Below are 20,622 nucleotides of genomic sequence, written 5' to 3'. Positions count from 1 at the left end.
GAAACTCCTGTGCCACGACCCCGCAGAACGGGGGCCGCAGCCGCTAGACAGAGGCGATCACTGAATCAGGCCGAACTCTTTGGCCAGCACTTTGTAGTCCGCAACCTGCTTCTTCACGTAGGTGTCCAGCTCTGGGCCGGTCATGGCGAACGGGAAGAGCTCACGTTGGTCGCGCAGCTTGGCGAACTCCTCGGACGCCAGCAGCTTGTCGAAAGCGTCTTTCCACCAGGCGTAGTCTTCGTCGCTGACCTTTGGCCCGAGGTAGAAGCCGCGAACCACTGGCCAGACGATGTCGTAGCCTTGTTCTTTGGCGGTCGGAATGTCTTTCATTTCAGGCTCGTCCAGACGCTTCTCGGAGAACACGGCCAGCAGGCGCATGTCGCCGCTCTGGATGTGCGGCATGGAGTCGGAAATGTCGGTGCTGCCGACCTGGATGTGGCCGCCGAGCAGGGCGGTGGCGATTTCACCGCCGCCTTCGAGGGCGACGTAACGCAGGTCACGCGGGTTGATCCCGGCAGCCTTGGCGATCAGCGCGGTTTGCATCCAGTCCTGGCTGCCGACGGTGCCGCCGGAGCCGATCACCACTTTGCTCGGATCTTTCTTCAACGCCTGAACCAGATCGTCCAGGTTCTTGTAAGGCGAATCGCTTTTCACCGCGATGGCGCCGTAGCTTGTTCCAACGGCGGCCAGCCAGCGGACGGCGTTTTCATCGAAACGACCAAACTTGCCTTGGGCCAGGTTCAGCAGCGAACCGCTGGACCACGCCACCAGCGTGCCAGCATCGGCCGGGCGCTGGGCGACCACCGCGTTGTACGCCACCGCGCCGACGCCGCCAGGCATGTAGGTCACGCGCATTGGTTTGGTCAGCAGTTTTTCATTCAGCAGCGCGCTTTGCGCCAGTTTGCAGGTCAGGTCGAAACCGCCGCCTGGCGAGGCCGGGGCGATGCATTCCGGGCGTTTGGGTTCGGCGAGCAATTGGCCGGCGAACAGCAGGGCGCTGGCGGTGAGAGCAACTTTACGCAGTGACAAATTCATTGGGTTCTCCACGGATTCTTATTGTATGGATATGTGTAGGAGCTGCCGAAGGCTCGGGCCGCGTTCGGACGATCTTTTTGCCTTCGGCGGTTCAATCAATTACCAAAGGGCAACGCTATAGCTCACCAGCAGACGCACTTCATCGGCATCGCGAGCGGAGTAGTTGGAACGGTAAGTGGCATTACGCAGGCGCACGGCAACATCCTTGAGCGCGCCGCTTTGTACGACGTATTTGATTTCGGTATTGCGTTCCCACTCTTTGCCTTCGTCACCGTTCTTGAGCTTGATGTTGTCACCGCTCAGGTAACGGCTCATGAAACTCAGGCCGGGAACCCCAAGCCTGGCGAAGTCAAAGTCGTAACGTGCCTGCCAGGAGTGTTCTTCGGCTCCGGCAAAGTCGTTGATCTGAACGAAGTTGACCAGGTACGGGTCACTGCCATCGACATAAGGGAAGGCGCTGTCGCCGGACATGTGCTGATAGCCGGCGCTGAATTTATGCCCGCTGAAGGCGTAGCTCACAAGGCCGTTGAGGGATTTGTTGTCGATCTTGCCGCCACGGGCCGCACCCTGGTCATCACTGATGGCCAGGCGCAGATCGGTGCCGAAAGTGCCGGGGCCGAACGGTTGCGAAGCGATAACACCGAGGAAATGCTGGTTGTAGACTTCATCAAGTTGCGCGAAGTGGTAGCTACCGGTGATTTTGTCGGTGAACTTGTAGTCCAGGCCGCCAAAGTCGAAATGCTTGCCGGCTGCGGTCCCAGCGAAGCGGCTGTTCTTGTTGTTGAGGGCGATGTCCTCGAAGTCGGTGCTGTCGCGGTCCTTGGCTTTCTCCAGACGCCCGCCGGTGAAGGTCAGGTTCTTGATCTCTTTGGAGGTCAGCATTCCACCTTCAAAAGTCTGTGGCAGGATGCGCCCGTCGTTGGGCTTGAGGATCGGCAGTTCCGGAATCAGGCTGCCGATTTTAAGTTCCGTGGCGGAGATTTTCACTTTGCCGGTCAGGCCAAGTTTGGAGTACTCGTCGGCCGCGCGGCCGTCGTCATGGGTTGGCAGCAGGCCGGTGCCGGTGCGGTCGGGACTCGAATCGAGTTTGACCCCCAGCATGCCCAGCGCATCGACACCGAACCCCACGGTGCCGTCGGTGTAACCCGATTGCAGATTGAGCATGAACCCCTGAGCCCATTCGTCCCGCTTGGATTGCTGGGCGCTGGTACCGTCGCGAAAGTCGCGATTGAAATACATGTTGCGGGTTTCGAGGGTTGCCGTACTGTCTTCGAAGAAGGCAGCCTGGCTCAACGGCGAAAAGCCGGCGAGGGCGGCACTGGCAAGGGCGGTGTGGCTGAGGCGGGAAAAGCGAGCAGGCGGGCAAGCCTGAAGCTGCATGGACAGCATCTTGAAGTACTCCGTTTATTGTTCTTATTGGCGAAAACGCTTCGAGGCGTTTTTCGTATTGCTATGTGCGCTAGCGCACGGCAGTCGAAACTGTCCGTGGCTGGACTCTAACGGGCCAACCTTTCGCTAACCTTTCAGAAGACTTTCACGGTTTTCGGGCTTCACAGCGGCGGTTGCGGCTGTAAACTCCGCGCCAAAGAATGGCATCGACCATCCCTGAATGAGGTAAAGATCCATGCGTGTTCTGCTCGTCGAAGACCACCTGCAGCTCGCCGAAAGTGTCGCCCAGGCGCTCAAGAGCACCGGGCTGACCGTGGATGTGCTGCACGACGGTGTGGCGGCCGACCTGGCGTTGAGCAGCGAGGAATACGCCATGGCGATCCTTGACGTCGGGCTGCCACGCATGGATGGATTCGAAGTACTGGCGCGCCTGCGGGCGCGGGGCAAGAACCTGCCGGTGTTGATGTTGACCGCCCGCAGCGACGTCAAGGATCGGGTCCACGGCCTGAACCTTGGCGCTGACGATTACCTGGCCAAACCTTTCGAACTGACCGAGCTCGAGGCCCGGGTCAAAGCCTTGCTGCGCCGCAGTGTGCTCGGCGGTGAACGCCAGCAACGCTGCGGTGTGCTGGCCTATGACCTGGACACTCGGCGCTTCACCCTCGGCGAAGAGTTGTTGACCCTGACCTCCCGCGAACAGGCTGTTCTTGAAGCGCTGATCGCCCGTCCTGGCCGGGTGATGAGCAAGGAACAACTGGCCTCGCAAGTCTTCGGTCTGGACGAGGAGGCCAGCCCCGACGCCATCGAGATCTATGTCCATCGCCTGCGCAAAAAGCTAGACGGCCAACCGGTGGTCATCGTGACCTTCCGCGGTCTCGGCTACTTGCTGGAAAGCCGCGATGCATAAGCCCAGCAGCCTGCGCTGGCGGTTGCTGTGGAATCTGGCGCTGTTGCTGGTGGTGTTGATGTTGGCCAGTGGTTTGAGCGCTTACTGGAACGGTCGCGAAGCGGCCGACACCGCCTATGACCGGACCTTGCTGGCCTCGGCGCGGACCATCGCTGCGGGCGTCTCCCAGCGTGATGGCACGCTGAGCGCCGACGTACCGTACGTTGCCCTCGACACCTTCGCCTACGACAGCGCAGGACGGATTTTTTACCTGGTCAACGACATCAATCAGAAGCTGATCTCCGGTTACGAAAACCTTCCGCCACCGCCGCCGGGAACGCCGCGCACCGATGACTATCCGGCACTGGCGCGTTTCTATAACGCCAAGTACCAGGGGCAGAACGTACGTGTGGTGAGCCTGCTTAAACCCGTGAGCGAGCCGAACATGAACGGCATGGCGGAAATCCGCGTGGCGGAAACCGATGAAGCGCGGGTCAGCATGGCCCGTAGCCTGGCAGCGGACACGTTGCTGCGTCTGGGCATGCTGGCGATTGGTGCGTTGTTATTGGTGTGGTTTGCGGTCAGCGCCGCGTTGCGTCCGCTGGAACGCTTGCGCACTGCGGTGGAAGAGCGTCAATCGGACGATCTACGGCCATTGCCGTTGGTGGAAGTGCAGCACGAATTGTGGCCGCTGGTGCGCGCGCTCAATCACTTTACCGAGCGATTGCGCGGGCAGTTCGAGCGTCAGGCGCAGTTCATCGCCGATGCAGCCCATGAGCTGCGTACGCCCTTGGCGGCGCTCAAGGCACGACTGGAACTGGGTTTGCGCTCGACTGAACCTGAATCCTGGCGCAGTACATTGGAATCCGCCGCCCAAGGCACGGACCGTTTGACCCACCTTGCCAATCAATTGCTCTCGCTGGCACGGGTCGAAAATGGTGCCCGGGCTATCGCCGAGGGCGGCGCGCAGTTGCTTGATCTCAGTCAGCTGGCTCGCGAACTCGGCATGGCCATGGCACCGCTGGCCCACGCACGCGGGGTGGCGCTGGCGCTGGAAGCGGACGAACCGGTGTGGTTGCGCGGCGAGCCAACGCTGTTGAACGAACTGTTGAGCAATCTGGTGGATAACGCGTTGGCCCATACACCGTCGGGTGGCAACGTCATTCTTCGGGTCACGGCACCGGCCGTGTTGGAGGTCGAGGACGACGGCCCAGGCATTCCTCTTGAAGAGCGCGATCGGGTGTTCGAGCGCTTTTACCGGCGCAACCAGCAGGTGGCCGGTTCGGGGTTGGGGCTGGCGATTGTCGGTGAGATCTGCCGCGCACACCTGGCTCAAATCAGCCTGCACGATGGCGAGCAGGCGGGGTTGAAGGTGCGGGTGAGTTTTATTGCGGGAGAGTGATGGTGTTTGTTATGGCCCCATCGCGAGCAAGCTCGCTCCCACATTGGTCCTGTGAACACAGATCAAATGTGGGAGCGAGCTTGCTCGCGATGGGTGCGACACGGTCTCTCGACTAATAAAACATCGACCGCGACTCTTCCAGATCGCGGCACATCGCCTCGTTCTCCGGATCAATCCCCAGCTTTTTGAACGCCGGCACGCTGAATGCGTCGATGCGCGCGAGGGGATGGTCGGTGTCCTTGTGGCAATACAGGCTGGCCACTTGCACCAGATCGACATAATCGACCCGCTCGGACTGTCGATTGAAGTCCAGATAAAGTCCCGGCACCTGTACCAGCATTTCCGGAAACTCCCAGACCCTGAGCAGTTTGTCGCCGAGCAATGGATGAATGTGATCAATCACATGGTTGAGGCTGACCGGGTCAGCCAGCAGTTCATAGTGATCTTCGGCGTAGGTCAGGATCGGCAACACACCGATCTGATGCACCAGTCCGCCAAGGGCTGCCTGGTCGGGCTTGAGTTGCGTGTACCTGCGGCACAATGCATAGCTGATCCCGGCGATTTCCAGGCTTTTGCGCCAGACATCGCGCATTTTGTGTTCCACCACCTCGGAGCGGGCATGGAAAATCTGTTCCATGACCAGACCGATGGCCAGGTTGCTGCTGTAATTGATGCCCAATCGAGTGATTGCCGTGTGCAGGTCAGTGACTTCCTGGGTCGCGCGCAACAGCGGGCTATTGACCACTTTGATCAGACGCGCGGACAGCGCGGTATCGCGGCCGATCACTTTGCTCAGGGTGCTGACACTTATTTCCGGGTCTTCAGCGGCCTTGCGAATCTGCAGGGCCACTTCCGGTAACGTTGGCAGAACCAGGTCATCGTTATCGATGGCCTCAACCAAATCCTGTTGGACCTTTTCCGCCAGCTCGCTCATTTCGTTTCTCTAGGTATTGCGACAAATGCTGCTGTTAACGCTGGATTTCGCGATCGCGATCCAGTTCGTAAGGCAGGTCGAGCAGGTGCAGGGCTGGCCCTTCGAGCGCGCCCAGATGGATATCACCCCCTTGCGCTGCTTCGGCTTGCAGCACGGCCAGGAGTTCAATGTTTTGCCCGGCGTTGGCGGCCAGCACCACTTCGCCGATAGAGCTGCCGTGGGTAGGGGAGAACAGTGGTGTGCCAGGTTCAGGCAACTCGTTGGCATCCAGTTTCAGGCGATACAAGCGGCGCTTGAGTTTGCCCAGGTACTGCATTCGCGCAACGATTTCCTGGCCGGTGTAGCAGCCTTTCTTGAAGCTCACGCCACCCACGGCTTGCAGATTGAGCATCTGCGGGATGAACAACTCGCGAGTGCTCGGCATGACCTGACCGATCCCTGCGCGGATCTGGCCCAACAGCCATTGATTCAGATCGCCTTCGGCCAATACGGCGGACAGTTTGGCCTTGATAAGGTCGGCCTGGTCGGCGGCGACCCAGAGTTCGGCGCGGTCCGGCGAGACGCGAATGGCGATCAAGCCGTCATTGCGCGCGATGCTGTCGGTGTCGGCCAGAAGATCAAGACCGAGGCTGATCAATGCCGCATCGCCATGGTCGATGCCGAAGCGGACCCAGGCGGCACTTTCGTCGGTCAGTTTGGATTTGGAAAACACCGCGTACTTTTTCAGGTCCGCCAGTTGCGGTTCCAGCAGTTCGGTGGCCATGGCCATCAGAACGCCGTCGCCTTCCAGCAGGATGCGGAAACTCGACTGCATCCGGCCCTTCTGCGTGCAGCGGGCGCCGAGGCTGGCCTGGGTGTCACTCAGGTAATTGAGGTTGCAGGTCAATTGGCCTTGCAGGAATTTGCCGGCATCCGCGCCGCGTACTGCGAGAACGCCTTCGTGAGACAGGGTGCAGAAAAAAGCAGAGTCGGCCATGGGTCATCGCAGGGTAAAGAGTCTGGGGGACATCATAAGGGGGCGCTCTTGAAATGGGTAGTTCACAAAGGATCGTGGTGGCCGACCAAAGCCGAGTGTTCGACTCCGCCTGGGGCTGTATACTTGCCGCCTATTTGAGGAGCGCTCCATGGTCGAAGATGTTGAACTGAACCGCCTCTATTGGCACAGCCGCCGCGGCATGCTTGAGCTTGACGTGTTGCTGGTACCGTTCGTCAAAGAGGTCTATCCGCACCTCAATGATGTCGACCGCGATTGCTACCGCAAGCTGCTCGAATGCGAAGATCAGGACATGTTCGGCTGGTTCATGGAACGCGCCGAATCGGAAGATCCGGAGCTTCAGCGCATGGTTCGCATGATTCTGGATCGTGTCCAGCCCAAGTAATGTGTTCGAATGCCGCTGGCATGCCTCACGGCAATTGCTGGCGGTGTATCTTCTGGCCCAGCTGTTCGCGCTGGGTTCGCTGTGTCTTCTCTCTATACCGGTCTGGGTCAGTCTGCTCGGCGCTTTTTGCTGTCTGGCTCATGGCGCTTGGGCGTTGCCGCGTAGGATTCTGCTGACACACCCTCAGGCATTTCGCGGGTTGCGTCGCAATGCCGATGGCTGGCAATTGTGGAATCAGGAGGAGGGTTGGCAATCGGTGCAGCTACGACCGGACAGCCTGGCGCTACCTTTGCTCGTTGTGCTGCGTTTTCGACTGCGGAGCGAACGACGGGTCAGGGCGATTTGTGTGCCCCGTGACTCGCAGGCGTCGGATCTGCACCGACGCCTGCGGGTTCGGCTCACGTTCAGTCGACGTAGGTGGGCGGCACCAGAATAGTGTCCAGGGCAACCGGCAGCATGTTCGGATAGTCGAGGGTGTAATGCAGGCCGCGACTCTCCTTGCGTTCCATGGCTGACTGGATCATCAGCTCGGCCACTTGAGCCAGGTTACGCAATTCGATCAAATCCCGACTGACCTTGTAGTTGCTGTAGAACTCGTCGATTTCATCCAGCAACAGACGCACGCGGTGCTGTGCCCGTTGCAAGCGCTTGTTGGTGCGCACGATACCGACGTAGTCCCACATGAATCGCCGCAGTTCGTCCCAGTTGTGCGCAATGATCACGTCCTCATCGGAGTCGGTGACCTGGCTCGCATCCCAGACGGGCAGGGCGATCGGAACCGAAATCTGCGGCAACTGTTCAAGAATGTCCGCCGCCGCGGAACGCGCGTAAACGAAACACTCGAGTAACGAGTTGCTGGCCATGCGGTTGGCGCCGTGCAGGCCGGTGAAGCTGGTTTCGCCAATGGCATATAGCCCCGGCACGTCGGTGCGACCCTGCTGATCGACCATCACGCCGCCGCACGTGTAGTGCGCCGCCGGAACTACCGGAATCGGTTGCTTGGTGATGTCGATGGAGAATTCGAGGCAGCGTTCGTACACCGTCGGGAAGTGAGTCTTGATGAACGCTTCCGGCTTGTGGCTGATGTCCAGATAGACACAATCGACGCCCAGGCGCTTCATTTCATGGTCGATGGCCCGGGCGACGATGTCGCGCGGGGCTAGCTCGGCGCGAGGGTCGAAGCGTTGCATGAAGCGTTCGCCGTTGGGCAGTTTCAGATGTGCGCCTTCGCCGCGCAGGGCTTCGGTGATCAGGAAACTCTTGGCTTGCGGGTGATACAGGCAAGTGGGGTGGAACTGGTTGAACTCCAGATTCGCCACCCGGCAGCCCGAACGCCAGGCCATGGCGATGCCATCACCGCAGGCGCCGTCGGGGTTGCTGGTATAGAGATAGACCTTTGCTGCGCCGCCCGATGCGAGGATCACAAAGCGAGCGCCGTAGGTGTCGACTTCACCGGTCCCGCGATTGAGGACGTAGGCGCCGAGGCAGCGATCACCTTCAAGGCCCAGGCGCTTTTCGGTGATCAGGTCGACCGCGACCCGCTGCTCCAGCAGTTCGATGTTCGGTCGTTGCCTGGCCTTGTCGAGCAAGGTTCTGAAAATCGCTGCGCCCGTGGCATCGGCGGCATGGATGATGCGCCGATGGCTGTGACCGCCTTCGCGGGTCAGGTGGAACTCGAATCCGCCATCTTCGGTGCCGGACTGTTCATCGCGGGTGAAGGGCACGCCTTGATCGATCAGCCATTGAATCGCCTCTTTACTGTGCTCGACGGTAAAGCGCACGGCGTCTTCGTGGCACAGGCCGCCGCCAGCATTGAGGGTGTCATCGACATGTGATTCAACGGTGTCGGTGTCATCCAGGACGGCAGCGACGCCACCCTGGGCCCAGAAAGTCGAGCCATTGGCGAGGTCACCTTTGCTCAGTACGGCGATGCGCAAATGACCGGGCAAGGTCAGCGCAAGGCTCAAGCCGGCAGCACCGCTGCCAATTACCAGAACATCGTGTTGAAACTGTTGGCTCATTTCAGGATTCCGCTCAAAGCGACCCGGGTCGGGGTTGGCGCAAGACACCTGGATCGGCGAGTCAAGACAGCCACACAGCCCACTAGTATATAGAGGGGGGGAGCGGCACAATAGCGAGCACACATGGCATTGTGAAACTACTGTGACGGAAAATACCTGACGCTTCGTCGGATGGTTTTTCGGCCGGTTCGGCGACAAGACGACTGTATCAACGATTTAACAGTCTTTTTCTATTCACGGTTGCACAATGTCGGTCTTGCGCAGCTATAAATATTTGGAACTTTTGCCAAAGGCCCAAGATCAATAGACCGTTGCCTGATTCAAGGGACAGTGTCGGCTTCAACGCGGGATCTGTGATTTGATCCTTGCCGGCGAATCCGATGACAAGATTATTCGCGCAGCCGGGTTGACCCGCGCTGCGCTTTTCGTGCGTGCCAAATCAGAGCCCGCAGGAAACTTGCTTGGAGGGGGAGAACTTTTGCGAAAAGCCCGAGTCTATGTTTGCAAGTCTGGTTGTTTAGTTATGCAAGCCTCCTCCGAGCTTATCGAGGAGTGTTCATGCTAACCCAGGAAGAGGATCAGCAGCTGGTCGAGCGCGTTCAACGCGGCGACAAGCGAGCTTTCGATCTGCTAGTGCTGAAATACCAGCACAAAATTCTCGGGTTGATCGTGCGTTTCGTGCACGACACCCATGAAGCCCAGGATGTGGCGCAGGAAGCCTTTATCAAGGCGTACCGTGCACTTGGAAATTTTCGCGGGGACAGCGCGTTTTATACGTGGCTTTACCGCATCGCCATCAACACGGCGAAAAACTATCTGGTTTCACGCGGCCGTCGGCCGCCGGATAGCGATGTCAGTTCCGAAGATGCAGAGTTCTACGATGGCGATCATGGCCTCAAGGATCTCGAGTCGCCAGAGCGTGCATTGCTGCGGGATGAGATCGAAGGCACCGTCCATCGAACCATTCAGCAACTGCCAGAAGATTTGCGTACGGCTTTAACTTTACGTGAATTCGATGGTCTGAGTTACGAGGACATTGCGGCCGTCATGCAATGTCCGGTGGGTACCGTGCGCTCCCGGATTTTCCGCGCTCGGGAAGCCATCGATAAAGCCCTGCAGCCGTTGTTGCAGGAAAACTGAGACAGCGGCGACAGCCAAGAGAGGAACGCCATGAGTCGTGAAGCCCTGCAGGAATCGCTGTCCGCAGTGATGGATAACGAAGCGGACGAATTGGAATTGCGTCGGGTATTGAATGCCTTTGACGATGTTGAAACCCGTGATACCTGGGCTCGTTATCAGATCGCTCGGGCAGTTATGCACAAGGATTTGCTGCTTCCACGTCTGGATATCGCTGCGGCAGTCTCTGCTGCGCTGGCTGACGAAGCTGTACCTGCAAAAGCCTCCCGTGGTCCATGGCGCAGCCTGGGTCGTCTGGCGGTCGCTGCTTCGGTAACCCTCGCCGTACTGGCAGGTGTTCGTCTGTATAACCAGGACGAGATCGCTGGGGTCGAACTGGCTCAACAATCCAGTCAACCAGGTTTGGCCGTTCCTCAGGTCAAGGGTCCAGCTGTATTAGCAGGCTACAATGAGAGTTCGGACGCCACTGGCCCTATGGCCAACGGCGTATTGCAAGGTCAGCCAGGCTGGCATGATCAGCGTCTGCCAGGCTACTTGCGCCAACATGCTCAACAGGCTGCACTGAAAGGTACTGAGAGCGCTCTGCCTTACGCTCGTGCAGCAAGTCTGGAAAACCGTTAAGGAGGATCATGCGCGCCATCCCTCTACTTACGCTTCTGCTCGGTGGCTGGTTTGTTGTTCCAGCCCATGCTGATGAAGCCCAGGACTGGTTGACCCGTCTGGGCCAAGCCGAGCAACAGCAAAGCTTTCACGGTACATTCGTCTACGAGCGTAACGGTAGTTTTTCTACCCACAACATCTGGCACCGCGTCCAGGATGGCAAGGTCCGCGAGCGTTTACTCCAGCTCGACGGCTCGGCACAGGAAGTCGTGCGCATTGATGGGCGTACTCAATGCGTCAGCGGCATCCTGATCGCAGGGCTTGGAGATTCCCCCAGCTCCGCTGCTCGTGCACTCGATCCACAAAAGCTAAAGAATTGGTACGACCTTGCCGTCATTGGCAAGTCGCGTGTGGCCGGGCGTGCGGCAGTAATCGTTTCACTGACACCTCGCGATCAACACCGCTACGGTTTTGAATTGCATCTGGATAAAGAAACTGGCCTGCCTCTCAAATCATTGCTTCTGAATGAACGAGGGCAGTTGCTGGAGCGATTCCAGTTCACGCAACTGGATACCGCCGATGTTCCGTCCGACAGCGACTTGCAGCCTGGCGCCGATTGCAAAACTGTTGCCCTGGACAGTGACAAGGCTTCTGCAATCAAGGCAGCGCAAGTATGGCGTTCGGACTGGTTACCACCTGGTTTCGAGCTGACTAGCAGTACCTCCCGCAAGGATCCAGAGACCAAAACCCAAGTCAACAGTCTGATGTATGACGATGGTCTGGCCCGTTTCTCGGTTTTCCTTGAGCCGTTGAATGGCGCAACAATTACTGACACTCGCACCCAGTTGGGGCCGACCGTTGCAGTTTCCCGACGCTTGACTACCCCGCAAGGCGAGATGATGGTGACCGTGGTCGGTGAGATTCCGATTGGCACCGCTGAACGGATTGCGCTATCCATGCGCAGCGACGCCACTGCAACCAAGTAGTGAGCTGAAATCGAAATGTTTGGTGAGCATTTCAACTTGCAAATATTCCCGAATTTTTCTATAGGTCAGAGCCCCTCGGCTCTGGCCTTGTTTGTTGTTCCCGGAACAAAAATACCGGCGTATCGTTCCCGGTGTTCCTTGCTCCATATCGCTTAACCATGCTCGTCGTAACGGGAGCCGTATGTCGATACCACGCTTGAAGTCTTATCTCTCTATTTTTGCCACCGTGCTGGTGCTTGGTCAGGCGGTCGCTGTTCAGGCGGCCGAGTTGCCTGACTTCACTCAGTTGGTCGAGCAGGCCTCGCCCGCGGTGGTAAACATCAGTACCACGCAGAAACTGCCGGATCGCAAAGTGAACGAGCAGATGCCCGACCTTGAAGGCTTGCCGCCCATGTTGCGCGAGTTCTTCGAGCGCGGCATGCCGCCACAACCGCGTACACCGCGCGGTGATCGTCAACGCGAAGCCCAGTCCCTGGGTTCGGGTTTCATCATCTCGCCTGATGGCTACATCCTGACCAACAACCATGTAATCGCCGATGCCGACGAAATTCTCGTTCGTCTCGCCGACCGCAGCGAATTGAAGGCCAAGCTGATCGGCACCGATCCACGTTCCGACGTGGCTCTGTTGAAAATCGAAGGCAAGGATCTGCCGGTCCTGAAACTGGGCAAATCCCAGGATCTGAAAGCCGGCCAGTGGGTCGTGGCTATTGGCTCGCCATTCGGTTTCGACCATACCGTGACCCAAGGTATCGTCAGCGCCATTGGCCGCAGCCTGCCGAACGAAAACTATGTGCCGTTCATCCAGACCGACGTGCCGATCAACCCGGGTAACTCGGGTGGTCCGCTGTTCAACCTGGCCGGTGAAGTGGTGGGCATCAACTCGCAGATCTACACCCGTTCCGGCGGCTTCATGGGCGTGTCGTTCGCGATCCCGATCGACGTAGCCATGGACGTTTCCAATCAGCTCAAAAGCGGTGGCAAAGTCAGTCGTGGCTGGTTGGGTGTGGTGATTCAGGAAGTGAACAAGGACCTGGCCGAGTCGTTCGGTCTGGAGAAGCCAGCCGGCGCGCTGGTGGCTCAAATCCAGGATGACGGCCCGGCTGCCAAGGGTGGTCTGCAAGTAGGGGACGTGATCCTGAGCATGAACGGCCAACCGATCGTCATGTCCGCCGATCTGCCACACTTGGTGGGCGCGCTAAAGGCCGGCTCGAAAGCTGATCTGGAAGTGATTCGTGAAGGTAAGCGCAAGAATGTCGAGTTGACTGTCGGCGCTATCCCGGAAGAAGGCAAAGAGCTGGATGCGCTTCCGAAATCTACCACCGAGCGCAGCAGCAACCGGCTGGGTGTTTCCGTGGCCGAGCTGACGGATGAACAGAAGAAAACCTACGACCTCAAAGGTGGCGTCGTGATCAAGGAAGTCCAGGACGGTCCTGCTTCTCTGATTGGCCTGCAGCCAGGCGATGTGATCACTCACCTGAATAATCAGGCAATCGGTTCCGCCAAGGAGTTCACGGATATCGCCAAGGCGCTGCCGAAGAACCGCTCGGTGTCGATGCGGGTCCTGCGTCAAGGTCGCGCCAGTTTCATCACCTTCAAACTGGCTGAATAATCCGGTTGTCGGTTGAATAAAAAACCGCCTCGAAAGAGGCGGTTTTTTTGTGCCTGCTAAAAAGCGTCAGCCCATCATGTCCTTGATCATGCGCTCTTGCTCCATCAGCTCCCGTTGCCGTGCGTCGATTCGCGACGACAGCGGGAAGTTGGTGCCTGCCTTGCGCTTGGCGAAGTCCAGTTGCTGAATGGCCTGACGGTAATCCCCGACCAGGGCGAAATACTCGGCGCGGGCCTGATGCAGGCCGATGATGTTGCCTGACAGGCCGCGAGTCTCGGCCACCATGTACCAGACGTCCGGATCGTCCGGACGGCTCTTGAGCAGATTCTCCAGAGCTTTTTCCGCGTCGGGCGCACGGTTCTGCTTGAGCAGCAGGTCAACACGCACCGAATTCAGCGGATAGTTGCCGGGATACTGCGTCAACATTCGGTCAACCCGGGACTGGGCGTCTGGCAGACGGTTGTTGGTGATGTCCAGATCGACCTGCGCCAGGTTGTAGATGATCTCGTTCGGCGACTTGGCCAGCAGAAGCTTGAGGTTTTCCCGTGCTTCATTCAGCTGGCCGCCCTTGATCTGGGCGATGGCCAGGCCATAGCGAGCGACATCATTTTTCGGGTTTTCATCAAGCTGGGCGCGAAAGCGTTTGGCACCCAGGCCTGGGGTTTCTTCATAGATCAACTGGACCCGTGCACGAATCAGCTGATACCGCATAGTGTCTTCGATGCCGCCGGGTTTTGCCTGTTCGGCGCGGTTGCGCGTGTCAGCGATCCGCGACTCGGTCACCGGGTGAGTCAGCAGAAATTCCGGTGGCTTGGCGTCAAAGCGGTACTGGCGCGCCAATCGCTCGAACATGGTCGGCATCGAGCGCGGGTCGTAACCGGCCTTTTCCAGATTGAGGATGCCGATGCGGTCGGCTTCCTGTTCGTTCTGGCGAGAGAAACGTCGCTGTTCCTGAATGGCTGCCGCCTGCGTACCCGCAATGGCCGCGATCCCGGCATCGCCAGCGCCAGCTGCGGCAATCACGATCCCGGCCAGCAGCGCGGCCATCATCGGCACTTGCATGCGCTGTTGAGCTTCGACGCCACGGGCGAAGTGGCGCTGCGACAAGTGAGCCAATTCGTGAGCGAGTACGGAGGCGTATTCGCCTTCGGTCTGGGCATTGAGGAACAAGCCGCCGTTAACCCCGACAATGCCGCCCGGTGCGGCGAAGGCGTTGAGTTGCGGGCTGTTGATCAGGATGAATTCCAGGCGCCGGTCATTGACCTGGCTGGTCTCTACCAGCCTGTAGACGCTGGATTCGACGTAGTCCTTGAGCTGTGGATCGTTGAGCTGCGAAACCTGGCTGCGCAACAGCGCCAGCCAGGCACGGCCCAACTGATGTTCCTGCTGCGGCGAGACGATGGCAGAACTGGCGTCGCCGAGTGACGGCAGGTCGTCGGCGAAGCCCGGTGAGGCGAGCAGGCAAGCGAGCGTCAGCAGGGTAGGGCGCAAAAAAGTCATGCACAAAGCCTTAGTCGACAAAGACCTTACTGTAGCCGGACACTACGCTTCGGACCAGATATTCTAGCCGCTCGACCACCTGCCCCCGGAGTGATGCAATGACCGACGCTGTAGCCCATGACGCCGAGCTCGACGCCAGCGGCCTGAATTGCCCCTTGCCGTTGCTCAAGGCCAAGATGGAACTCAATCGACTGGCCAGCGGGGCAATCCTGAAGGTAATCGCCACCGATGCGGGCTCACAGCGCGATTTTCGCACCTTTGCCCGATTGGCCGGTCATACGCTGCTTCGTGAAGAAGATGAAGCGGGTGTTTACCGCTACTGGTTGAAAAAAGCCTGAATTTTGCTGCGTTCGTTTCTAAGGATTATTGATGTTCAAAGTGTTACGCGACTGGATTCAGCGCTACTTCTCCGATGAAGAGGCCGTTGTGCTGGCGGTCCTGCTGTTTCTGGCGTTTACCGCCGTGCTAACGCTGGGCGGCATGCTCGCACCGGTGCTGGCCGGGATGGTGCTGGCGTATCTGATGCAAGGCCTGGTCGTTACTCTCGAACGCCTGCGCATGCCGGGTGGGCTGGCGGTGGGATTGGTCTTTGCGTTGTTCATGGGGCTATTGCTGGTGTTCATCGTGGTTGTGGTGCCGTTGCTCTGGCATCAGTTGATCACGCTGTTCAACGAGTTACCCGGCATGCTCGCCAAGTGGCAGTCGCTGTTATTGCTGTTGCCCGAGCGCTACCCGCATCTGGTATCCGACGAGCAGGTGCTGCAGGCCATCGAAGTGGCGCGGGGCGAGATTGGCAAGTTCGGTCAGTGGGCGCTGACGTTCTCGCTGTCGAGTCTGCCGTTGCTGGTGAACATCATGATCTACCTGGTGCTGGTGCCGATCCTGGTGTTTTTCTTTCTCAAGGACCGGGGGATGATCGGTCAGTGGGTGCGTGGTTACTTGCCCCGTGAGCGGGCGCTGATCACCCGCGTCGCTCATGAGATGAACCGGCAGATTGCCAATTACATTCGCGGCAAGGTCATCGAGATTTTCATTTGCGGTGGCGTGACCTACGTAGGTTTCGTTGTTCTGGGCCTCAACTACGCGGCGCTGCTGGCATTACTGGTGGGCGTGTCGGTGGTGGTGCCTTACGTCGGCGCCGTGGTGGTGACCGTGCCGGTCATGCTGATTGCGCTATTCCAGTGGGGCTGGAGCGATCAGTTCATCTATTTGATGGCGGTCTATGGGATCATCCAGACGCTGGACGGCAACGTGCTGGTGCCGCTGCTGTTCTCGGAAGCGGTCAATCTGCATCCGGTGGCGATCATCTGCGCGGTATTATTGTTTGGCGGGTTGTGGGGGTTCTGGGGTGTGTTCTTTGCGATTCCGCTGGCGACGCTGTTCAAGGCCGTGCTGGATGCGTGGCCGCGCAAGGAACCGGAAGTTGCGCCGCTGCTTTGAGTCTTCGGTGAGGTTGATGGCCTCATCCCGAGCAAGCTCGGTCCCACATTAGACCGAGTTTTTCCTGAAGGAATGCGATCAAGTGTGGGAGCGAGCCTGCTCGCGATAGCGTCAGAACAGGCGCCCGAAGAAATCAGGCCTTGTTCAGCGCCTGAGCCGCAGCCAATACCGCATCCACATGACCCGGCACCTTCACGCCGCGCCATTCCTGACGCAGCACCCCGTCCTTGTCGATCAGGAACGTGCTGCGATCAACGCCCATATATTCTTTGCCATAGAGCTTTTTCAGCTTGATCACGTCGAACAGTTGGCAGAGCGCTTCTTCCTTGTCGCTGATCAGCTCGAAGGTGAACGCCTGCTTGGCCTTGAAGTTTTCGTGTGATTTAAGGCTGTCGCGGGACACGCCAAAGACTTCGGTATTGGCGGCTTTAAAGGCGTCGAGCTGGTCACGAAAGCCCTGACCCTGAGTGGTGCAGCCTGGCGTGCTGTCCTTCGGATAGAAGTAAATCACCACCTGCTTGCCTTTGAGGCTCGCGAGGTTGACGGTCTGCCCGCTGGTGGCGGGTGCTTCGAAGTCGGCAACCGGTTGGTCGATGGCAACGGCCATGAAAGCTTCCTTACATTGGGTTTTGTGGGCGCCACGGTTCGATCAGGGCATCCAGGTTCAGCGCGTCGGCGAAATCCAGGAACTGATCGCGCAGCCAACTGATCTGCACACCGGCCGGCAAGGTCACGGTAAACGTGGCATTGAGCATGGTGCCGCCGGTTTGCGGAGCCTGATAGGTGTCGCAGGTCAGGTTTTCCAGCTCGACGTTGTGGTCCATGAAGAACTGACACAGCTCATTAATGATGTCCGAGCGGTAAGCCGAGCTGACATAGGCGACGTATGGCAGGGCCTGAGGACGATTCTCCAGCGCCGCGCTGCGCACCACGTTGACCGTAAAGGCGTGCTTCTTGGCGAGGCTCGGCAGGCTGCCTTCGAGGCGCGCCAGGGCGTCCCAGCTGCCGGAGATCTCGAGGATCAACGCGCTGCACTCGCCATGACGCGTCAGGCGAGAGGTGACCACGGCGCAGCGGTTTTCATGGCTGGCGCGGCACAGGACGTTAGTCAGCTCCATGGGGTTGGCGCCGAGGGCACTGATGACAAGGAATTGTTCGCGAACTGTGGGGGTGGACATGCAGCATTCCTAAAGCGATGAGCGGTCGATACTTCTACGGGCTTTTTTTACCGGGAGCGAGCCTGCGGATGCGAATTCAAAAAACCCGAGCCGCAAGGTTGCAACGTGCTCCAGAGTGGCAAGAGCGAGGGGTGGCAACGCTGGATCGGGGCTTGTGATGCCGAAAATGGAGGCTGGAACCCGGCGTACGAGCTTATCAGTACCGATCAAAGTCTGAAGGGTAGCGAAAAGCAGCGCCAAGGGGAATGGCAGCAGCGCAGTACTTCGCTTGTACAAGCATCTTGGCGCCAGTACCATTACCGCTCTCTTTTTCCGGCAGGAGCGGTTTCATGATTGCGGGCAGTATGGTGGCACTGGTCACACCCATGGATGCACAAGGGCGTCTTGACTGGGACAGCCTCAGCAAACTCGTGGACTTCCATCTTGAAAACGGCACCCATGCCATTGTCGCGGTCGGTACTACCGGCGAGTCGGCAACCCTCGATGTAGACGAACACATCGCCGTCATCAAGGCCGTGGTCAAGCAGGTCAATGGCCGTATTCCGGTCATCGCCGGTACCGGCGCCAACTCGACCCGCGAAGCCGTAGAACTGACCCGCAACGCCAAAGAGGCCGGCGCCGACGCCTGTCTGCTGGTCGTTCCGTACTACAACAAGCCGACTCAGGAAGGCTTGTACCTGCATTTCAAGCACATTGCTGAAGCGGTCGACATTCCACAGATCCTCTACAACGTTCCTGGCCGCACCTCCTGCGACATGCAGGCCGAGACCGTGATTCGCCTGTCCACTGTGCCGAACATCATCGGTATCAAGGAAGCCACCGGCGACATGAAGCGTGCCAAGGCAATCCTTGATGGCGTGAGCAAGGACTTCATCGTGCTGTCCGGCGATGATCCGACCGCTGTCGAGCTGATCCTGATGGGCGGCAAGGGCAACATCTCCGTCACCGCCAACGTCGCCCCGCGCGAAATGGCTGACCTGTGCGAGGCCGCGCTCAAGGGCGACGCCGAGACTGCACGGGCAATCAACGAAAAATTGATGCCGCTGCACAAGGATCTGTTCATCGAAGCCAACCCGATTCCGGTGAAGTGGGCTTTGGTCGAAATGGGCCTGATGCACGAAGGCATTCGCCTGCCACTGACCTGGCTGAGCGCACCTTGTCATGAAACGCTTCGCACGGCCCTGCGCCAGTGCAGCGTCCTGGTTTAATTGAGGAAGTACTACGCATGAAGCGATTGGCCGGACTTTCCGCACTTGCCTTGATCATCTCCAGCACCAGTGGCTGCGGATGGGTCTGGGGCCCGGAAGGTTATTTCCGTGACCGCGGTAGCGATTACCTGGAAGCGCAACAGACTGCACCCATGCAACTGCCGTCGGATGTCAGCACCGCCAAACGTCTGGATCCGCTGTTGCCGATCCCGCGCAACGTGGCCGATGACACCGTCAAGGGCGAGTACATCGTGCCTCGTCCGCAGCCGTTGTCGGCAGGGGCTGACGCCAGCGCCTACTCCCTGCAGAAGACCGGTGATTCGCGTTGGATCGTCGCTCAGAACCCGCCGGCCGAAGCCTGGCCAGTGGCAGTGCAGTTCTTCCAGGACAACGGTTTCCGTCTGGACGAACAGCGTCCGCAAACCGGCGAATTCACCACCACCTGGCAGCATTCCGACGAACTGTCCGCCGCGATGGCCAAGCGCCTCAGCGCGGCTGGTGTCGGCGCCGACAGCGAAACCCGCGTGCGGGTCCGCATCGAGCCAGGCGTGCAGCGCAACACCAGTGAAATCTACGTGGTCAGCGCCGAGCGTCCTGCCGGCAGCACCGCCGACGTGGCCTTCACCAACCGTTCGGTCAACTCTGGCCTGGACGCGGCACTGGTCGACGACATGCTCGCGAGCATGAGCCGCACCTCGGAGAAGGGCGGTTCGGTCTCCATGCTGGCTTCGCGTGATTCCGATACGCCAAGTCGTGTCAGCCTGAGCGAAGACGGCAGCGGTAACCCTGTCCTGAACGTCGGCACCGATCTGGATCGTGCCTGGTCGAGCGTCGGTCGTGCGCTGGAACAGGGCGAATGGCGCGTAGAAGACATCAACCGTAGCCTGGGCTTGTACTACATCAACCTGGCCGAAAAAGCCGAGAAGAAGGACGAGAAGCCAGGTTTCTTCAGTGGTCTGTTCGGCAGCAAGCCGGACAAGGAAGAAGTTGAAGCCCGTGCCGAGCGTTATCAGGTTCGCCTGAGCAAGGTTGGCGACAACGTCCAGGTCACCGTCGAGAAAAACATCAACACCGTGGCGCCGGCAGATGTGGCGCGCAAGGTATTGAGCGTGATTCAGGACAACCTGGGCTGATCTCATGCGTTTTGCCGTTCTCGGCAGCGGTAGCCAAGGGAACGGCACGCTGATAGCCAGCGCTGACACGTATGTGCTGGTGGATTGTGGTTTCTCCCTGCGGGAAACCGAAAAACGCCTGCTGCGCCTGGGTGTGAACCCTGCGCAGCTGAGCGCGATACTCGTGACCCACGAACATGCCGACCACGTGCATGGCGTGGGTTTACTGTCTCGGCGCTACAATCTGCCTGTCTACCTCAGTCGCGGTACCCTGCGCGGGATGCGCAAACCAATTGAACCGGCTGGCCTTCTGGCTGGCGGCGAGCAACTGCAGATCGGCGCACTGAGCATCGGCGTCATTGCCGTGGCCCATGATGCACAGGAGCCGACGCAATACGTCTTCAGTGACGGTGAGCGGCGCTTCGGCCTGTTGACCGACCTGGGCTCGTACTGCAACAAGGTGCTGGACGGCTATCGGGATCTCGATGCGTTGATGATCGAGTCCAACCATTGCCGTGACATGCTGGCTCGCGGTCACTACCCGTACTTTCTCAAGCAACGGGTAGGCGGTGAACTGGGGCATTTGAACAACCATCAGGCGGCATTCCTGGTGTCCGAGTTGGGCTGGCAAGGCCTGCAACACCTGGTCCTGGCCCATCTGAGCAGCAAGAACAACCTGCCGCAGCTGGCCCGGCAATGTTTTGTCGACACCCTCGGGTGCGACCCGGACTGGCTGCAACTGGCCGATCAAGATTCAGGGCTCGACTGGCGACACATCGCCTAGCCCACCTACTTAGCAAGCGGAG

Annotated in this window: 21 protein-coding genes; 13 read left to right on the top strand and 8 right to left on the bottom strand. The window is 59.1% G+C overall.

The annotated features are described in order from the left end of the window. Window positions 1-57 precede the first annotated feature (57 nt). Window positions 58-1,035: a Bug family tripartite tricarboxylate transporter substrate binding protein gene (locus ACA059_RS24535; protein ID WP_497631306.1), complete on the bottom strand. Its 978-nt coding sequence runs from the start codon at window positions 1,033-1,035 to the stop codon at window positions 58-60. Between the two features lie 99 nt (window positions 1,036-1,134). Beyond that, window positions 1,135-2,424 carry an OprD family porin gene (locus ACA059_RS24530; protein ID WP_497631305.1) on the bottom strand — a complete coding sequence of 430 codons (1,290 nt, stop codon included), beginning with the start codon at window positions 2,422-2,424 and terminating at the stop codon, window positions 1,135-1,137. 235 nt (window positions 2,425-2,659) lie between these two features. On the opposite strand from ACA059_RS24530, the gene ACA059_RS24525 reads away from it, so the two are divergent. Beyond that, the gene (locus tag ACA059_RS24525) at window positions 2,660-3,331 is read left to right on the top strand and encodes a response regulator (protein ID WP_123366793.1); all 672 of its coding nucleotides are present in this window, start codon (window positions 2,660-2,662) and stop codon (window positions 3,329-3,331) included. Continuing rightward, on the top strand, window positions 3,324-4,712 hold the full coding sequence (locus ACA059_RS24520) for a sensor histidine kinase (RefSeq protein WP_497631304.1): 1,389 nt from the start codon (window positions 3,324-3,326) through the stop codon (window positions 4,710-4,712). The genes ACA059_RS24525 and ACA059_RS24520 overlap by 8 nt, the downstream gene beginning before the upstream one ends. A gap of 112 nt (window positions 4,713-4,824) precedes the next feature. On the opposite strand, the gene ACA059_RS24515 is transcribed toward ACA059_RS24520, so the two are convergent. Together ACA059_RS24515 and ygfZ are read right to left on the bottom strand one after the other, a co-directional pair. Continuing rightward, window positions 4,825-5,646, bottom strand: coding sequence for an HDOD domain-containing protein (locus tag ACA059_RS24515; protein ID WP_076030059.1), 822 nt, complete (start codon window positions 5,644-5,646; stop codon window positions 4,825-4,827). 34 nt (window positions 5,647-5,680) lie between these two features. Further along, window positions 5,681-6,622 carry a CAF17-like 4Fe-4S cluster assembly/insertion protein YgfZ gene (ygfZ, locus tag ACA059_RS24510; RefSeq protein ID WP_497631303.1) on the bottom strand — a complete coding sequence of 314 codons (942 nt, stop codon included), beginning with the start codon at window positions 6,620-6,622 and terminating at the stop codon, window positions 5,681-5,683. A 148-nt stretch (window positions 6,623-6,770) separates the two neighbouring features. Between ygfZ and ACA059_RS24505 the strand changes: the two genes are divergently transcribed. Together ACA059_RS24505 and ACA059_RS24500 are read left to right on the top strand one after the other, a co-directional pair. Further along, entirely contained in the window at window positions 6,771-7,025 is a 255-nt protein-coding gene (locus ACA059_RS24505; RefSeq protein WP_007944081.1) for an FAD assembly factor SdhE, read from the top strand. Next, the gene (locus ACA059_RS24500) at window positions 7,009-7,461 is read left to right on the top strand and encodes a protein YgfX (protein WP_497631302.1); all 453 of its coding nucleotides are present in this window, start codon (window positions 7,009-7,011) and stop codon (window positions 7,459-7,461) included. The genes ACA059_RS24505 and ACA059_RS24500 overlap by 17 nt, the downstream gene beginning before the upstream one ends. Here the strand turns inward: ACA059_RS24500 and nadB are convergent. Then, a complete protein-coding gene (gene nadB / locus ACA059_RS24495; protein WP_497631301.1) occupies window positions 7,430-9,046 on the bottom strand; it encodes an L-aspartate oxidase in 1,617 nt (538 codons plus the stop codon). The two genes, ACA059_RS24500 and nadB, sit on opposite strands and share 32 nt — an antisense overlap. Before the next feature lie 558 nt (window positions 9,047-9,604). On the opposite strand from nadB, the gene rpoE reads away from it, so the two are divergent. From rpoE to ACA059_RS24475, 4 genes are all read left to right on the top strand, one after another. Next, a complete protein-coding gene (rpoE, locus tag ACA059_RS24490; protein WP_007944079.1) occupies window positions 9,605-10,186 on the top strand; it encodes an RNA polymerase sigma factor RpoE/AlgU in 582 nt (193 codons plus the stop codon). Between the two features lie 30 nt (window positions 10,187-10,216). Beyond that, window positions 10,217-10,804 carry a sigma-E factor negative regulatory protein gene (locus tag ACA059_RS24485; RefSeq protein WP_497631300.1) on the top strand — a complete coding sequence of 196 codons (588 nt, stop codon included), beginning with the start codon at window positions 10,217-10,219 and terminating at the stop codon, window positions 10,802-10,804. Window positions 10,805-10,812: 8 nt separating this feature from the next. Continuing rightward, window positions 10,813-11,769 (top strand): MucB/RseB C-terminal domain-containing protein, encoded by a 957-nt coding sequence (locus ACA059_RS24480; RefSeq protein WP_497631299.1) that lies wholly within the window; start codon window positions 10,813-10,815, stop codon window positions 11,767-11,769. Window positions 11,770-11,950: 181 nt separating this feature from the next. Further along, window positions 11,951-13,378: a DegQ family serine endoprotease gene (locus tag ACA059_RS24475; protein ID WP_497631298.1), complete on the top strand. Its 1,428-nt coding sequence runs from the start codon at window positions 11,951-11,953 to the stop codon at window positions 13,376-13,378. Between the two features lie 66 nt (window positions 13,379-13,444). Here ACA059_RS24475 and ACA059_RS24470 read toward each other — a convergent pair whose 3' ends face one another. Continuing rightward, window positions 13,445-14,878, bottom strand: a complete 1,434-nt coding sequence (locus ACA059_RS24470) for a M48 family metalloprotease (RefSeq protein WP_095127927.1) — start codon at window positions 14,876-14,878, stop codon at window positions 13,445-13,447. Between the two features lie 98 nt (window positions 14,879-14,976). On the opposite strand from ACA059_RS24470, the gene ACA059_RS24465 reads away from it, so the two are divergent. Continuing rightward, window positions 14,977-15,216 carry a sulfurtransferase TusA family protein gene (locus ACA059_RS24465; protein ID WP_497631297.1) on the top strand — a complete coding sequence of 80 codons (240 nt, stop codon included), beginning with the start codon at window positions 14,977-14,979 and terminating at the stop codon, window positions 15,214-15,216. Between the two features lie 31 nt (window positions 15,217-15,247). Beyond that, complete coding sequence (locus tag ACA059_RS24460) at window positions 15,248-16,318, top strand: AI-2E family transporter (RefSeq protein WP_497631296.1); 1,071 nt, start codon at window positions 15,248-15,250, stop codon at window positions 16,316-16,318. A 133-nt stretch (window positions 16,319-16,451) separates the two neighbouring features. On the opposite strand, the gene ACA059_RS24455 is transcribed toward ACA059_RS24460, so the two are convergent. Together ACA059_RS24455 and ACA059_RS24450 are read right to left on the bottom strand one after the other, a co-directional pair. Next, window positions 16,452-16,925 (bottom strand): peroxiredoxin, encoded by a 474-nt coding sequence (locus ACA059_RS24455; protein ID WP_046046123.1) that lies wholly within the window; start codon window positions 16,923-16,925, stop codon window positions 16,452-16,454. A 10-nt stretch (window positions 16,926-16,935) separates the two neighbouring features. After that, window positions 16,936-17,496: a glycine cleavage system transcriptional repressor gene (locus tag ACA059_RS24450; RefSeq protein WP_008034925.1), complete on the bottom strand. Its 561-nt coding sequence runs from the start codon at window positions 17,494-17,496 to the stop codon at window positions 16,936-16,938. A gap of 329 nt (window positions 17,497-17,825) precedes the next feature. Between ACA059_RS24450 and dapA the strand changes: the two genes are divergently transcribed. Genes dapA through ACA059_RS24435 form a run of 3 tightly spaced genes read left to right on the top strand, consistent with a single transcriptional unit; the run spans window position 17,826 to window position 20,600 of the window. After that, window positions 17,826-18,704, top strand: a complete 879-nt coding sequence (gene dapA, locus ACA059_RS24445; RefSeq protein ID WP_046046122.1) for a 4-hydroxy-tetrahydrodipicolinate synthase — start codon at window positions 17,826-17,828, stop codon at window positions 18,702-18,704. Window positions 18,705-18,721: 17 nt separating this feature from the next. Beyond that, the gene (bamC, locus tag ACA059_RS24440; protein ID WP_497631295.1) at window positions 18,722-19,837 is read left to right on the top strand and encodes an NlpB/DapX family lipoprotein; all 1,116 of its coding nucleotides are present in this window, start codon (window positions 18,722-18,724) and stop codon (window positions 19,835-19,837) included. 4 nt (window positions 19,838-19,841) lie between these two features. Then, window positions 19,842-20,600: an MBL fold metallo-hydrolase gene (locus tag ACA059_RS24435; protein WP_008153089.1), complete on the top strand. Its 759-nt coding sequence runs from the start codon at window positions 19,842-19,844 to the stop codon at window positions 20,598-20,600. Window positions 20,601-20,622 lie beyond the last annotated feature (22 nt).

Source organism: Pseudomonas sp. LBUM1647, assembly GCF_059716175.1.
Note: the sequence above shows the minus strand (reverse complement) of the source record. Positions and strands in the feature narration are given on the sequence as shown.

Bases quoted from the DNA above. Each gene is read 5' to 3' on its own strand.
- ACA059_RS24535 (WP_497631306.1), bottom strand. From the start codon at position 1,035: ATGAATTTGTCACTGCGTAAAGTTGCTCTCACCGCCAGCGCCCTGCTG.
- ACA059_RS24530 (WP_497631305.1), bottom strand. From the start codon at position 2,424: ATGCTGTCCATGCAGCTTCAGGCTTGCCCGCCTGCTCGCTTTTCCCGC.
- ACA059_RS24525 (WP_123366793.1), top strand. From the start codon at position 2,660: ATGCGTGTTCTGCTCGTCGAAGACCACCTGCAGCTCGCCGAAAGTGTC.
- ACA059_RS24520 (WP_497631304.1), top strand. From the start codon at position 3,324: ATGCATAAGCCCAGCAGCCTGCGCTGGCGGTTGCTGTGGAATCTGGCG.
- ACA059_RS24515 (WP_076030059.1), bottom strand. From the start codon at position 5,646: ATGAGCGAGCTGGCGGAAAAGGTCCAACAGGATTTGGTTGAGGCCATC.
- ygfZ (WP_497631303.1), bottom strand. From the start codon at position 6,622: ATGGCCGACTCTGCTTTTTTCTGCACCCTGTCTCACGAAGGCGTTCTC.
- ACA059_RS24505 (WP_007944081.1), top strand. From the start codon at position 6,771: ATGGTCGAAGATGTTGAACTGAACCGCCTCTATTGGCACAGCCGCCGC.
- nadB (WP_497631301.1), bottom strand. From the start codon at position 9,046: ATGAGCCAACAGTTTCAACACGATGTTCTGGTAATTGGCAGCGGTGCT.
- rpoE (WP_007944079.1), top strand. From the start codon at position 9,605: ATGCTAACCCAGGAAGAGGATCAGCAGCTGGTCGAGCGCGTTCAACGC.
- ACA059_RS24485 (WP_497631300.1), top strand. From the start codon at position 10,217: ATGAGTCGTGAAGCCCTGCAGGAATCGCTGTCCGCAGTGATGGATAAC.
- ACA059_RS24480 (WP_497631299.1), top strand. From the start codon at position 10,813: ATGCGCGCCATCCCTCTACTTACGCTTCTGCTCGGTGGCTGGTTTGTT.
- ACA059_RS24475 (WP_497631298.1), top strand. From the start codon at position 11,951: ATGTCGATACCACGCTTGAAGTCTTATCTCTCTATTTTTGCCACCGTG.
- ACA059_RS24470 (WP_095127927.1), bottom strand. From the start codon at position 14,878: ATGACTTTTTTGCGCCCTACCCTGCTGACGCTCGCTTGCCTGCTCGCC.
- ACA059_RS24465 (WP_497631297.1), top strand. From the start codon at position 14,977: ATGACCGACGCTGTAGCCCATGACGCCGAGCTCGACGCCAGCGGCCTG.
- ACA059_RS24460 (WP_497631296.1), top strand. From the start codon at position 15,248: ATGTTCAAAGTGTTACGCGACTGGATTCAGCGCTACTTCTCCGATGAA.
- ACA059_RS24455 (WP_046046123.1), bottom strand. From the start codon at position 16,925: ATGGCCGTTGCCATCGACCAACCGGTTGCCGACTTCGAAGCACCCGCC.
- ACA059_RS24450 (WP_008034925.1), bottom strand. From the start codon at position 17,496: ATGTCCACCCCCACAGTTCGCGAACAATTCCTTGTCATCAGTGCCCTC.
- dapA (WP_046046122.1), top strand. From the start codon at position 17,826: ATGATTGCGGGCAGTATGGTGGCACTGGTCACACCCATGGATGCACAA.
- bamC (WP_497631295.1), top strand. From the start codon at position 18,722: ATGAAGCGATTGGCCGGACTTTCCGCACTTGCCTTGATCATCTCCAGC.
- ACA059_RS24435 (WP_008153089.1), top strand. From the start codon at position 19,842: ATGCGTTTTGCCGTTCTCGGCAGCGGTAGCCAAGGGAACGGCACGCTG.